This window comes from Ruegeria sp. H9 (assembly GCF_056532915.1).
Genome location: NZ_JBQFNX010000001.1, coordinates 1,403,767 through 1,416,327 on the forward strand (window position 1 = coordinate 1,403,767; position 12,561 = coordinate 1,416,327).

General features: G+C 57.9%; 13 protein-coding genes. 8 read left to right on the forward strand and 5 right to left on the reverse strand.

Translation table 11 applies throughout. From position 1 onward, the window contains the following. Positions 1-99 precede the first annotated feature (99 nt). The gene (gene carB, locus ACR0CZ_RS06730) at positions 100-3,444 is read right to left on the reverse strand and encodes a carbamoyl-phosphate synthase large subunit (RefSeq protein WP_170465103.1); all 3,345 of its coding nucleotides are present in this window, start codon (positions 3,442-3,444) and stop codon (positions 100-102) included. Between the two features lie 177 nt (positions 3,445-3,621). Between carB and ACR0CZ_RS06735 the strand changes: the two genes are divergently transcribed. The 4 genes from ACR0CZ_RS06735 (at position 3,622) to aspS (ending at position 7,874) form a co-directional block, all read left to right on the forward strand. Then, positions 3,622-4,749 (forward strand): aminodeoxychorismate synthase component I, encoded by a 1,128-nt coding sequence (locus tag ACR0CZ_RS06735; RefSeq protein ID WP_170392919.1) that lies wholly within the window; start codon positions 3,622-3,624, stop codon positions 4,747-4,749. Beyond that, positions 4,704-5,351, forward strand: coding sequence for an aminotransferase class IV family protein (locus tag ACR0CZ_RS06740; protein ID WP_170392351.1), 648 nt, complete (start codon positions 4,704-4,706; stop codon positions 5,349-5,351). The genes ACR0CZ_RS06735 and ACR0CZ_RS06740 overlap by 46 nt, the downstream gene beginning before the upstream one ends. Beyond that, positions 5,348-6,019 carry a type II CAAX endopeptidase family protein gene (locus ACR0CZ_RS06745; protein ID WP_170392349.1) on the forward strand — a complete coding sequence of 224 codons (672 nt, stop codon included), beginning with the start codon at positions 5,348-5,350 and terminating at the stop codon, positions 6,017-6,019. The genes ACR0CZ_RS06740 and ACR0CZ_RS06745 overlap by 4 nt, the downstream gene beginning before the upstream one ends. A gap of 79 nt (positions 6,020-6,098) precedes the next feature. Further along, the gene (gene aspS / locus ACR0CZ_RS06750) at positions 6,099-7,874 is read left to right on the forward strand and encodes an aspartate--tRNA ligase (RefSeq protein ID WP_170392347.1); all 1,776 of its coding nucleotides are present in this window, start codon (positions 6,099-6,101) and stop codon (positions 7,872-7,874) included. A gap of 232 nt (positions 7,875-8,106) precedes the next feature. Here the strand turns inward: aspS and ACR0CZ_RS06755 are convergent, their stop codons facing one another. Next, positions 8,107-8,823: a response regulator gene (locus ACR0CZ_RS06755; RefSeq protein WP_170392345.1), complete on the reverse strand. Its 717-nt coding sequence runs from the start codon at positions 8,821-8,823 to the stop codon at positions 8,107-8,109. A gap of 134 nt (positions 8,824-8,957) precedes the next feature. On the opposite strand from ACR0CZ_RS06755, the gene mce reads away from it, so the two are divergent. Continuing rightward, positions 8,958-9,362 carry a methylmalonyl-CoA epimerase gene (mce, locus tag ACR0CZ_RS06760; protein WP_010441821.1) on the forward strand — a complete coding sequence of 135 codons (405 nt, stop codon included), beginning with the start codon at positions 8,958-8,960 and terminating at the stop codon, positions 9,360-9,362. Positions 9,363-9,367: 5 nt separating this feature from the next. Beyond that, complete coding sequence (locus tag ACR0CZ_RS06765; protein WP_170392343.1) at positions 9,368-9,643, forward strand: DUF1467 family protein; 276 nt, start codon at positions 9,368-9,370, stop codon at positions 9,641-9,643. Between the two features lies 1 nt (position 9,644). Here the strand turns inward: ACR0CZ_RS06765 and ACR0CZ_RS06770 are convergent, their stop codons facing one another. The 3 genes from ACR0CZ_RS06770 to ACR0CZ_RS06780 all read right to left on the reverse strand — a co-directional run bounded on the left by ACR0CZ_RS06770 (position 9,645) and on the right by ACR0CZ_RS06780 (position 11,303). Then, positions 9,645-10,343 (reverse strand): EI24 domain-containing protein, encoded by a 699-nt coding sequence (locus ACR0CZ_RS06770; protein WP_170392341.1) that lies wholly within the window; start codon positions 10,341-10,343, stop codon positions 9,645-9,647. Then, positions 10,340-10,918 (reverse strand): nitroreductase family protein, encoded by a 579-nt coding sequence (locus ACR0CZ_RS06775; protein ID WP_170392339.1) that lies wholly within the window; start codon positions 10,916-10,918, stop codon positions 10,340-10,342. The genes ACR0CZ_RS06770 and ACR0CZ_RS06775 overlap by 4 nt, the downstream gene beginning before the upstream one ends. A gap of 136 nt (positions 10,919-11,054) precedes the next feature. Beyond that, positions 11,055-11,303 (reverse strand): hypothetical protein, encoded by a 249-nt coding sequence (locus tag ACR0CZ_RS06780; RefSeq protein WP_170392337.1) that lies wholly within the window; start codon positions 11,301-11,303, stop codon positions 11,055-11,057. A 121-nt stretch (positions 11,304-11,424) separates the two neighbouring features. Between ACR0CZ_RS06780 and ACR0CZ_RS06785 the strand changes: the two genes are divergently transcribed. Both ACR0CZ_RS06785 and ACR0CZ_RS06790 read left to right on the forward strand, forming a co-directional pair. Beyond that, a complete protein-coding gene (locus ACR0CZ_RS06785; protein WP_170392335.1) occupies positions 11,425-12,126 on the forward strand; it encodes a M48 family metallopeptidase in 702 nt (233 codons plus the stop codon). Continuing rightward, the gene (locus tag ACR0CZ_RS06790; RefSeq protein WP_170392333.1) at positions 12,126-12,494 is read left to right on the forward strand and encodes a YigZ family protein; all 369 of its coding nucleotides are present in this window, start codon (positions 12,126-12,128) and stop codon (positions 12,492-12,494) included. The genes ACR0CZ_RS06785 and ACR0CZ_RS06790 overlap by 1 nt, the downstream gene beginning before the upstream one ends. Positions 12,495-12,561: the final 67 nt, after the last annotated feature.

The window sequence follows — 12,561 nt, forward strand, 5'->3', positions numbered from 1 at the left end:
GCACTCCTTCCCCGCCCATCATGTGGGCGATGGGCAAGGAGGGGAAGAAAAAAGACCCCGGCCGAGGCCGGGGTCCATTCATTCATACCGTTGCCGGGCTTAGCCCTGCAGCGATTTCACCTCAACATCGCCTTCGGCCTGCGCCTTGATCGCCAGCGCGGCGGCATAGCTTGCTGCGGCTGTGGTGTAATAGGGGATCTTGTCATACAGCGCGATCGACCGGATTGATCGGCTGTCTTCCACCGCCTGTGCGCCTTCGGTCGAGTTCATGACCAGCTGCACGCCGCCGTCCTTCATCAGGTCGGTCACATCCGGGCGGCCTTCGTACACTTTGTTGACCACGCCGCACGGCACACTTTCTTCAGTCAGCCAGGCTTGTGTGCCGCGGGTCGCAACAAGCTCAAAGCCTTGCTCAACCAGAACACGCGCTGCTTCGAGCATATCCGGCCCTTTGTCCGCATCCTTGATCGAGATAAACGCACGACCTGCGCTGGGCAGCACCATACCGGCCCCCATTTGTGCTTTCAGGAAAGCGCGCGGGAAGTCGCGATCCCAGCCCATGACCTCTCCGGTCGAACGCATTTCAGGGCCCAGGATGGTGTCAACGCCGGGGAAGCGGGCGAAAGGCAAAACGGCTTCTTTCACCGAGAACCACGGCATGTTCGGGTCGGCCAGCGTCATCTGGTCGGCGATTTTGGTGTCATCGACCGTTTTGTAAGGGGGGCGTTTCGGGAAGTTCGCCAGTTTCTCACCGGCCATTACACGCGCAGCGATAGAGGCAATGGCGCTGTCAGTGGCTTTAGCCACAAAAGGCACGGTGCGGCTGGCACGAGGGTTGACCTCAATCAGGTAAATCTCGTCATCCTTGATGGCGAACTGCACGTTCATCAGGCCGACGACATTCAGCGCCTTGGCCAGCTTGAACGCCTGATCCTTAATCTGTTCGATGATCTCTTTCGACAGCGAATAAGGCGGCAGCGAACAGGCCGAGTCGCCCGAGTGCACGCCGGCCTCTTCGATGTGCTGCATGATGCCTGCAACATGCACGTCGTTACCGTCGCACAGCGCGTCCACGTCCAGTTCGACCGCACCGGCCAGATAGCTGTCCAGAAGAACCGGGCTATCGCCCGAGACCACCACGGCCTCATTGATGTAGCGGCGTAGCTGATCCATATCGCGCACGATTTCCATCGCGCGGCCGCCCAGAACATAGGAGGGGCGGATGACCAGCGGGAAGCCGATTTCTTCGGCAATCTCCAGCGCCTTTTCGTCGGTCGAGGCGATGCCGTTCTTGGGCTGCTTCAGGCCCAGTTCATTGACCAGCGCCTGGAAACGCTCACGATCTTCGGCGAGGTCGATCGCGTCGGGCGTGGTACCGAGGATCGGGATACCTTCAGCCTCCAACGCATTGGCCAGTTTCAGCGGGGTCTGCCCGCCAAACTGAACGATCACTCCATGCAGCGTGCCGGCTTCCTGTTCCTTCGTAAGGATTTCCATGACGTGTTCGAAGGTCAGCGGCTCGAAATACAAACGGTCCGAGGTGTCATAGTCCGTTGAGACCGTCTCGGGGTTGCAGTTGACCATGATGGTCTCATATCCGGCTTCGGTCAGCGCGAAACAGGCGTGGCAGCAGCAGTAATCGAACTCGATGCCCTGGCCGATCCGGTTCGGACCACCACCAAGGATGACGACCTTTTTGCGGTCGCTTGGACGTGCCTCGCATTCGACCTCACCCATCATCGGGGCTTCGTAGGTCGAGTACATATAGGGGGTCTGCGCCTCGAACTCAGCCGCACAGGTGTCGATGCGTTTGAAGACGGCGTTCACACCCAGATTGCGGCGGGCGCGGCGGACGTTGTCTTCGTCACGGCCGGTCAGATTGCCCAGACGCGCGTCGGTGAATCCAAGCATTTTCAGTTTGCGGATACCGTCCTCGGTAACCGGCAGACCATCTTTGCGCACCTGACGCTCGGCCTCGATGATCTCACGAATGCGGGCCAGGAACCACGGGTCGAACTTGGTGACGCCGAAAATCTCATCGTCGGTCAGGCCGTGACGCATGGCCTGCGCGATTGTGCGCAGACGATCGGGGGTCTGCTGGCTGATCGCCTTGATCACGGCGGCCTTGTCGTCGGCTTCTTCCCAGACTCCGACGTTCAGACCGGGGATTTCGATCTCATCAAAGCCTGTCAGACCCGACTCCATCGAGGCCAGAGCCTTTTGCATCGATTCGTGAATGGTGCGGCCGATTGACATCGCCTCACCCACCGACTTCATGGCGGTGGTCAGATAGGGTTCCGAACCGGGGAATTTCTCAAAGGCAAATTTCGGGATTTTGGTGACAACATAGTCGATGGTCGGCTCGAACGAGGCCGGGGTGACCTTGGTGATGTCATTGTCCAGCTCGTCCAGCGTGTACCCAACGGCCAGTTTTGCGGCGATCTTGGCAATCGGGAAACCGGTCGCCTTCGAGGCCAGCGCAGAAGAGCGCGATACACGCGGATTCATCTCGATCACGACCATGCGGCCATCTACCGGGTTGATCGCCCATTGCACGTTCGAGCCGCCGGTTTCGACGCCGATTTCGCGCAACACGGCAATCGAGTGATTGCGCATGATCTGGTATTCTTTGTCGGTCAGCGTCAGGGCAGGGGCCACGGTGATCGAGTCACCGGTATGCACGCCCATCGGGTCGACGTTTTCGATGGAACACACGATGATGGCGTTGTCAGCGGTGTCGCGCACCACCTCCATCTCGTATTCTTTCCACCCCAGAAGACTTTCATCGATCAGGATCTGACCGACGGGGGACGCATCCATACCCGAGCGGCAAATATGGATATAATCCTCGCGGTTATATGCGACACCGCCGCCGGTGCCGCCCAGCGTAAAGGCGGGGCGGATGATGGCGGGCAAACCAACTGTTTCGAGGGTTTCAAGCGCCAGTGCCACACCGGCGTCGAGATCTTTCTTGCCGTTCTCATCCTTCGGGGCCGTCACGATCTCGGCCTTGGGGTTTTCGATGCCCAACCTATCCATCGCCTCGCGGAACAGGGCGCGGTCTTCGGCCATTTCGATCGCGTCTCGCTTGGCGCCGATCATCTCGACGTTGAACTTATCCAGCACGCCCATCTCTTCCAGCGCCAGCGAGGTGTTCAGGCCGGTCTGTCCGCCCATAGTGGGCAGTAGGGCATCGGGGCGTTCTTTTTCGATGATCTTGGCGACAACTTCGGGCGTGATCGGCTCGATATAGGTCGCATCGGCTAGCCCCGGGTCGGTCATGATCGTTGCAGGGTTCGAGTTCACCAGAATGACCCGATAGCCTTCCTCGCGCAGCGCCTTACATGCCTGAGCGCCGGAATAGTCGAACTCGCAGGCCTGACCGATAACAATGGGGCCTGCCCCGATGATCATGATCGACTGGATGTCGGTTCTTCTCGGCATGGCTTGGCCCCTTCAATTGTCCGCGAGTCAGGGCACCGCCCCAGCGCCCAAATTGTCCTGCGTTATAGGGACCGCGCGAAAAGGTGCAAGAGGTATCGGAAACGGGTTTGAAATTGCCGCTTTCCCCTCTTTCCCTTGGCGCGCTATTCTCTATACCGCGCAGCACGGCAAATGAGGATGCAATTGCGTATTCGTTTCGATCAAGGACCAGCTGGGCGCGGAACCCGGTTTGAGCGTCCGTCCCGGATTATCCGCGCGGATAACGCGGCGGAGGTGCCCCAGGCTCTGGCAGCGCTGGATCAGGCGCGCGCGGAAGGGGCTTGGCTGGCAGGATACGCAAGTTATGAGCTGGGCTACGTGCTAGAACCCCGTCTGGCAGACCGGCTGCCAGAAGGACGACGCCTGCCACTACTGTGTTTCGGTGTGTTTGACGCACCGGATCGCGTTGGACTGCCAAAGGCGTCGGGCAGTGTCACTGCGTTTCAGCCCCGCTGGGACGAGGCGCGATATACGCAGGCCTTTCGTACAGTGCATGAGGCGATTGGTGCGGGTGACATTTATCAGGCAAATCTGACCTTCCCAATTGATCTCGATGTAACCGGAGACAGCGTCGCGCTTTATGCAGCGCTTGCGGCTGGTCAACCCGTCGGCCACGGCGCCTTGGTTGAGCAGGAGGGGCTGCCTGATCTGCTGAGCCGTTCGCCGGAACTTTTTTTCCGAACCGACGCCGAGGGCCGGATCGAAACGCGCCCGATGAAGGGAACTCAACCGCGCAGCGAGGACCCGGTCGAAGACGAGCGTCGACGCGCTTTTCTGTCTTCGGATGAAAAGAACCGGGCCGAAAATCTGATGATCGTCGATCTGCTGCGCAACGATATTAGCCGGGTCGCGCTGGCCGGATCGGTGAAAGTACCCGAGCTGTTCAAGGTTGAGACCTATGCGACTGTCCATCAGATGGTCTCGCTTGTGCAGGCGCAGTTACACCTTGGCGTAGGCCTTTCTGATATTCTGACCGCCCTGTTCCCGTGCGGATCAATCACCGGAGCGCCAAAGATTCGCGCGATGGAGATCCTGTCCGAACTGGAACCTTGGCCTCGCGAAGTTTATTGCGGAACCATCGGTTGGGCGGCCCCGGACGGTCGATCGGAATTCAACGTGGCCATCCGGACCCTCATGGTTGAAGGCGGCAAGGCGACCCTTAACGTAGGCGGCGGGCTGGTCTGGGACAGCACCGCGCCATCGGAATATGAGGAGGCGCTATGGAAAGCCCGCTTCGCCCACCAACTGAGCCTGATTTCCGTCTGATCGAAACTCTGGCCTACAGGCCGGGGCAGGGGTTCGTCAGGCTTGATCGTCATTTGGCCCGCATGGCGCGCACAGCACAGAAGTTCGGCATTGATTTTGACCGAACCGCCGCTTGGACGATTTTGGATGCGAGTTTGGGTGAGATTGCATTGCGCTGCCGTTTGACCTTGGACGCGGATGGCAAATTTGAACTGACGTCCGGAGAATTGGCTGCCAATCCGTCCGTCTGGCGTGTGGATTTGGCCAAACAGAGACTATCATCATCGGATATCTGGCTGGGTTACAAAACGACCCGACGGGCCGTCTATGACATGGCGCGGGCGGGCTTGCCGCTAAGAGTTGATGAGCTTTTGTTTTTGAACGAACGGGATGAGCTTTGCGAGGGCACTATCACGAACCTGTTCCTGACCATGCCCGACGGCAGACGACTGACGCCCTCACTGCGATGCGGATTGCTTCCCGGGGTTTTGCGCGAGGAATTGTTGGATAATAAAGAAGTTACCGAATCCGTTCTGACCTTGACCGATCTAAAAAACGCGCAATCTATCCACTGTGGAAATTCCCTTCGGGGGCTGATCCGTGCGGAGCTTGTGGCACCTTGAGCAAAAATACCGAATGGGTGGAGACCCCTGTTACCAACTCACGCCTCAGGATTGAGTTTGTGCTCTTTTTTGTGGCGGTTCCCATAGCCATCGCGACATTGTTCCCGCCAAACTGGATGTTCCCCTCGCTTTTTGCGTTTACCGGACTGGGGATACTGCTGCTGCAGGATACGCCCGGTTTTTCCTGGGCGGAGCTTCGGTATGGCTGGCGAAACTGGTCGTGGACCGAAGTCTTTGCATTTACCCTGTTCATGGCTGCCTTCTGTTCCGCCCTGGTGCTGTGGGCGCGACCGGATGCAGCCTTTGTTTTGCTGCTGCATCGGCCAGAGATGTTGATATTCATCTGTATCGGCTACCCGTTGTTATCCGCTCTGCCACAAGAGCTGCTTTTTCGCTCTCTCTTTTTCCGACGCTATCACGCGATCCTACCTGAAGGGCGGGCCGCATACCTTTTGAACGCTGGCCTGTTTTCGCTTGCGCACCTCATGTACTGGAGCTGGGTCGTAGCCATCATGACTTTCGTCGGAGGCCTCCTGTTCACCTGGGCCTACCGCAAGCGCGGATCATTCTTTTATGCAGTTCTTCTGCACGCAATTGCCGGTAATATTATCTTTGCGGCAGGGCTGGGCGTCTATTTCTACTCGGGCAACGTGCAAAGGCCGTTTTGACGGCGCGACCCGCCTTGACTTTCCAAGCCTGACGGGGTGTATCGGCGCGACGAATTCTGCGCCCGAAGGGATATGATCCATGCACGCCTATCGCAGCCACACCTGCGCCGCTCTGACCGCCGCCAATGTCGGTGAAACCGTCCGCCTGTCCGGTTGGGTGCATCGTGTCCGAGATCACGGCGGCGTGCTGTTCATCGACCTGCGCGACCATTTCGGTGTTACCCAGGTTTTGTGCGACGGCGATAGTGCGGCATTTGCTGAACTGGAAAAGGTACGGTCCGAGTGGTGCATCCGCATCGACGGCACTGTCAAGGCCCGCGACGCTGATCTCATTAACCCGAAACTGCCGACAGGCGAGATCGAGGTTTATGTGCGTGAGCTGGAGGTTCTTGGTGCTGCCGACGAATTGCCGTTGATGGTGTTCGGCGATCAGGAATACCCCGAGGAAACACGTCTGCGCTATCGCTACCTCGACCTAAGACGCGAGGCGATGCAGCAAAACATGACCCTTCGCTCGGACGTTGTCGCATCCATGCGCCGCCGGATGTGGGATCAGGGATTCCGTGAATATCAGACACCGATCATTACCGCATCGTCGCCCGAAGGCGCACGCGACTTTCTGGTCCCCTCGCGACTACATCCGGGCAAGTTCTACGCCCTACCGCAGGCCCCGCAGCAATTCAAACAGCTGATCATGGTGTCGGGCTTCGACAAATATTTCCAGATTGCACCCTGCTTCCGCGATGAAGACCCGCGTGCAGACCGATCGCCCACCGATTTCTATCAACTCGACCTAGAGATGTCGTTCGTCGAGCAGCAGGATGTGTTCGACACCATCCAGCCCGTGCTGACTGGTGTGTTCGAAGAGTTCGGGGGCGGGCGCAAGGTCGATCAGGAGTGGCCGCAGATTTCCTACAAGGACTCAGCCCTATGGTACGGCACCGACAAGCCTGACCTGCGGAACCCCATTAAGATGCAAGTGGTCTCTGACCACTTCCGCGGTTCTGGCTTCGCGATTTTCGCGAAGCTGTTGGAGCAGGAAGGCACCGAAATCCGCGCTATCCCAGCGCCGAGCGGTGGCAGCCGCAAATTCTGTGACCGTATGAACGCATTTGCCCAGAAAGAAGGTCTGCCCGGTATGGGTTACATTTTCTGGCGTGATCAGGGCGAGGGTATGGAGGCCGCAGGTCCACTGGCCAAGAACATCGGCCCCGAACGAACCGAGGCGATCCGTCAGCAATTGGGTCTGGGCGTCGGTGATGCCGCGTTCTTCCTGGGTGGTAAGCCAAAAGCCTTTGAGAAGGTGGCCGGTAAGGCCCGTGACGTGATCGGAGATGAACTGAACCTCACCGAGAAAGACCGCTTTGCCTTTGCCTGGATCGTCGATTTCCCGATCTACGAGCAGGACGAAGAAACCGGTGCGATTGATTTTGAACACAACCCCTTCTCGATGCCGCAGGGCGGGATGGAAGCTTTGCAGGGCAACCCTCTGGACGTACGCGGGTACCAATATGATCTGGCCTGTAACGGCTACGAATTGGTTTCGGGTGCCATCCGGAACCACAAACCCGAGATCATGCTGAAAGCCTTTGAACTGGCGGGCTATGGTGAGGACGAAGTGAAGTCCCGCTTTGGCGCACTGTTCAATGCCTTCCACTACGGCGCCCCGCCGCACGGCGGCTGTGCCGCAGGGATCGACCGGATCGTGATGCTGCTGGCGGATGAGGCCAACATCCGCGAGGTCATGATGTTCCCGATGAACCAGCGCGCCGAAGACCTGATGATGGATGCGCCATCCGATCCGACCTCGGATCAGTTGATGGAACTGGGTCTCAGGATCATCCCGCAAGACTAAATCTAGCCGCCCGCCCTGAGCGGGCGGTTTACGTTTGGGGCAGTGCAATACAATCGGTGTATTTGCCGCGCCACGCAAATCTGAGTTGCGTGGTGGTCTCAAAACAAGCTCAACTCAATCCAGTGGATTTGCGGCATCCCGACGATTGCGGATGCTCTTGGCCGTCTGTCGTGTCAGGCGGTAGACCCAGATGCAAAGGATCGATGCGGTAATAAAGTAAGCGGTCAGCATCTCAGATCGCCTCTTGCCGTTCGAGCCGATCCTGAACCAGACCCGCAATCCGTGCAGCCTGGGCGGTGACCGGTGTCCCCCGCGCACGAGATTGGGCAAGGTCCCGGGCTGCTTCGGCAAGCACAGTATCTTCGGCGTCTCGCGCAACGCTTTGCAGGAATTGTACCGCATAATCCAATGTGCGCTGATCAGTGGGGCCGGTAAGCACGTCGGCGATATGGGCCATGTCGTCCCGATAGGCCAGCGGATCGGGCTGAACGATGTTATCCCTGACGGAATCCAGACCTCCTGGGCGGCGATCTTCGGGCAGAAGTTCAAGTATCGAGGTCTGGAAATAAGCGACCGAGGTCAGGGGTTTGGCCAGAAACCCATCTGCACCTGCGCGTCTGGCGATAACCTGCATGCTGTCATCGCCAGACAGCCCGAGAATGACACCGATGCGGGGTACAGCGTGGGTCATTTCGGCTATCAGGTCAGCGCCGGACCCGTCTGGAAGACCCATATCGACGATCAGGACCGAGGGACGATAGATTTGCAGATGGCGCCGCGCTGATTTCAGACAATCCGCACGACGGATACGCGCACCGCTATGCAAGCACATCAATCGTATTGCATCGCATGCATAGCGGCTGTCTTCGACCACAAGGATTGTTTGGCCCAGCAGCGGTCGCATCTTGGTGGCCAGCGCTGGAGAGGCGAAAGGTCCCGAATCGTCCATGGCAGAACTCCTGTTTAGCAGATGCCTCACGCTAGGAACTTCTGGCTAATACAGGGTTAACGACGATTTGGCGCACTTGTCCTTTGGGTATACTGCCCCCATAACCGCTGCAACGCAGAAGGAAGGAGAGTCCCATGATTGGTCGCCTGAACCACGTAGCCATTGCTGTTCCCGACCTGGAGGCCGCATCGGCCCAGTATCGCAATGCGCTTGGCGCCAAAGTCGGCGCTCCACAGGATGAGCCGGATCATGGGGTCACCGTGGTCTTTATTGAACTACCCAACACCAAGATCGAATTGCTGTATCCGCTGGGTGAGAACAGCCCGATCAACGGGTTTCTGGAAAAGAACCCATCAGGCGGCATCCACCATGTCTGCTATGAGGTCGAGGATATCATCGCGGCCCGCGATCATCTGAAAGAGACCGGTGCGCGCGTTCTGGGATCGGGTGAACCCAAGATCGGAGCGCATGGCAAACCGGTGTTGTTCCTGCACCCGAAGGATTTCAACGGATGCCTCGTTGAGCTGGAGCAGGTCTGAAGTCGATGACCATTACCGCCGCTCTGGTTCTTTTCGCTGTAATTTGGTTTCTGACCTTGCTGATTGTACTGCCTGTGCGCATCAAAACGCAGGGGGATCTGGGCGATATTGTTCCGGGCACTCATGCGGGTGCGCCGGAAGTCCATCACATGAAGAAGAAGCTGTGGATTACCACCGGGATATCGGTGGTGCTGTGGGCGATCATTGCAGGTATCATTATCTCCGGCGTAATCAGCGTGCGCGATTTCGATTGGCTAAACCAACTGGAGCCGCGCGAGTAGCTCAGGTTCGGCCATCCGACAGACCGTGATAAATGTGTGTGAAGGTCGCCGCTCCTAGGATCGGGATCAACAGGTTGACCAATGGCACAGAGAGCGGGACCGCCATAAGAATACCGGCGACCCAAATGGTTGTCGCGTGCTTCGCGCGCAGCTTTCGCGCGCCCTCGCGCCCCAGTCGGCGCATCGCAGCCAGGGTGAAATATTCTCTCCCCAGAAGAAACCCGTTCATACCCCAAAAGATAAACAACGCGAATGGCGTGAAGAGTGCATAGAGGATCAATGCCAACAGGTTGGCAACGATCAGTACTCCCAGAAAACTGAGCGTATCCCGTAGCGCATCGCCAAAGGGGATGTGCTGAGCCGGCGGCAGACCAGGGTAATGCTTATCCTCAACCGCCTGTGCGACCTCATCCAGAAACATCGAGGTGATGGCTGACGCAACGGGGACCATCAGAAACACCGACAGCACCATCATCAGCAGGAATGACGACACGCTTAGCAGGTCGTTCAGCCATGTCACCTCACCCAGTATTGGCAAGGTGGCCTGATCGCCGACCAGCGCGTTGATCAGCCACAAAAATCCGGCATAGGCAGCCACCAACAACGCGAATGTTAGGCCAACACCCAACAGAAGTACCTTGCGGAATCTTGGGTCGCCGATCTGTCCCAGCGCCTGTAGAAACGACTGGATGATGATCATTCGGATACCCATTGGGTTAGTGCCGCGACATTGGGGCGCGGTCGTTCGGGAGGGGTCGTACCTTCGGTTGCGATATGGATAAAGCCTGCAATCTTCTCGTTTTCGGCCAAGCCGAGCCCCTGTTCGCAAAACTCGCGATCATGAGATTGCCAGCCGGACAACCAATTGGCCCCCCAACCTGCGGCCAGCGCTGCGTTCAGCAGAGCCAGACATACCGCACCCGCTGAATAGGTCTGTTCAATTGCCGGTATCTTGTCAGAAGGTTTCTGCACCTCAATAACAGCAACCGCCAAATGGCCCATTTCGAATTGGCTGCGCGCCTTGGCGATATCTTCGGGCGATTTTCCCAAGGCGAGACCACAAGTTTCTGTAAGATCTGCAAGGCGTTGCATGGCCCCATGCTCGACAACAACAAAACGCCAGGGTTCCAGCTTTCCATGGTCCGGGCTGCGCGCTGCAGCAGTCAGCAGCGGCCTCAGCTCTTCCCGGGTCGGGGCCGGGGCTACCAGTGTTTTGGCCGGACGAGACCGGCGCGCGTGCAGAAAATCCAGCGCAGCTTGGTTCTTCAGGGTCATATGTTAACTTCCTTCACATGGCAGTCTGTATGTCGGAGGCATACTGTTCTCTTTCAAGGGCAAACTGCTCATCAAAAGGCGACAAATTCAATCTGAATTGCTGCTTGTGATCAGACGCAAGATCCAAAAGGAACCATTAGTCTTTGGTGCTCTCGGACTCACGTATCTGATAAACGCCCTCGGGCAAATCCAGCGCAGCGGCCAGATCGCGTACCTGCTCTGGTGACAGGGTAATCTTCTGAATCTGATCGGTCCGCGGGTCCAACTGCTCAAGTGTGACGCATTCAGCGAAGTTGTTGATGACGACATCCTCTTGCAAAGGCTTTGCGCCTTCGTCCACCAGCGTAATCACCGTCGAGTCGAATTCGTGTTCAATTGAAAACATATGTGCAGAGTGCAGGGCATAAGATCGCAATGCAACCCGTTGCAAGCTGTAATCGGCTGTGGCCCGGCCTTAAATGCCGCGCTATGCTTGTCTGCCGACAGAGTGACCGAAAGGAATGTGAATGCGCCGTCTTGCCCTGTTGCTGGTGATGCTGTTGGCGGCTTGCGATATGTCGCCTGTTATCGCGATCCCGGCCGATCAATGGCAGCCATCGTCATCAGAACAAAAGGACAGGGCGCGCGTATTCGAGCAGGTCAGCCGGGCTGTCGGAACGACCGCAAGCCGGGAATGCCGCCGCCAATCGAGGACTGCCAATTGTGATTTCGTGATTTTGGTTGATCTTTCGTCAAAGGCCCCAGCGAATGCGTTTCAAACCTTGGACAAGGATGGGCGGCCGCTAGTCGTTTTTACACAGCCGATGATCGATGCAACGCAGAACGCGGACGAGATGGCCTTTGTCATGAGCCATGAGGCCGCCCACCATATATTGGGTCACATCGCCCGGCAGGCGCAGAACGCCAAAGAAAGCGCGCGGATATTCGGTGAACTCGCGCGCAATCAGGGCGCGGACGATGCAGGTATTGAGCGCGCACAGGCGCTGGGTGCTGAGGTCGGGGTGCAGAACTACACGCGTGAGTTCGAATTGGAAGCGGATCGTCTGGGGACACAGATCACTTACGCGGCGGGGTATAATCCGCTGGTCGGGATGGCTTTCTTCCAACGCATTCCTGATCCGGGTGATCGTTTCCTTGCCACGCACCCTCCCAATGCCCAGCGGGTCGAAGTTGTGTTGCAAACGGCGCGGGAACTGGGATTACGATAATGGTCAACTTAACCCGATTGGGTGTCGTTCTCAGTGATCGCGGGTCGAAATATGCTGTGACGGGCGCGGGGGTCACCAGTCGTGCTGATGTCGATGCGGTACTGGCGGAACTGAAATCCGACAAGGCATATGCGAAGGCAACTCACAACACGTGGGCGGCCATCTTGCCAAACGGTGCGCTCAAGGCCGATGACGGAGAGTCTGGCGCGGCAATGGTCATTTTGCGGATGATGGAGCGGGCCGAGCTGACGGATCACGTAATCATCGTGACACGCTGGTACGGTGGCAAGAAGCTGGGCGGGGACCGCTTTCGCCGCGTGCAGGACGCCACGCGGGCCTATCTGGACCAGCTGGCAACCGGGCATTGACCTGAGTCAAGGGCACTGTGCGGGGCATGCGTTACTCTTTCCATAGAGTGAATGGAAAAGGAAACCG

What these genes read in the sequence shown, in the direction of transcription:
- ACR0CZ_RS06735 (WP_170392919.1), top strand. Translation starts at nt 3,622, where the DNA reads ATGCAATTGCGTATTCGTTTCGATCAAGGACCAGCTGGGCGCGGAACC.
- ACR0CZ_RS06765 (WP_170392343.1), top strand. Translation starts at nt 9,368, where the DNA reads ATGACCATTACCGCCGCTCTGGTTCTTTTCGCTGTAATTTGGTTTCTG.
- ACR0CZ_RS06785 (WP_170392335.1), top strand. Translation starts at nt 11,425, where the DNA reads ATGCGCCGTCTTGCCCTGTTGCTGGTGATGCTGTTGGCGGCTTGCGAT.
- aspS (WP_170392347.1), top strand. Translation starts at nt 6,099, where the DNA reads ATGCACGCCTATCGCAGCCACACCTGCGCCGCTCTGACCGCCGCCAAT.
- ACR0CZ_RS06755 (WP_170392345.1), bottom strand. Translation starts at nt 8,823, where the DNA reads ATGGACGATTCGGGACCTTTCGCCTCTCCAGCGCTGGCCACCAAGATG.
- ACR0CZ_RS06740 (WP_170392351.1), top strand. Translation starts at nt 4,704, where the DNA reads ATGGAAAGCCCGCTTCGCCCACCAACTGAGCCTGATTTCCGTCTGATC.
- carB (WP_170465103.1), bottom strand. Translation starts at nt 3,444, where the DNA reads ATGCCGAGAAGAACCGACATCCAGTCGATCATGATCATCGGGGCAGGC.
- mce (WP_010441821.1), top strand. Translation starts at nt 8,958, where the DNA reads ATGATTGGTCGCCTGAACCACGTAGCCATTGCTGTTCCCGACCTGGAG.
- ACR0CZ_RS06790 (WP_170392333.1), top strand. Translation starts at nt 12,126, where the DNA reads ATGGTCAACTTAACCCGATTGGGTGTCGTTCTCAGTGATCGCGGGTCG.
- ACR0CZ_RS06780 (WP_170392337.1), bottom strand. Translation starts at nt 11,303, where the DNA reads ATGTTTTCAATTGAACACGAATTCGACTCGACGGTGATTACGCTGGTG.
- ACR0CZ_RS06775 (WP_170392339.1), bottom strand. Translation starts at nt 10,918, where the DNA reads ATGACCCTGAAGAACCAAGCTGCGCTGGATTTTCTGCACGCGCGCCGG.
- ACR0CZ_RS06770 (WP_170392341.1), bottom strand. Translation starts at nt 10,343, where the DNA reads ATGATCATCATCCAGTCGTTTCTACAGGCGCTGGGACAGATCGGCGAC.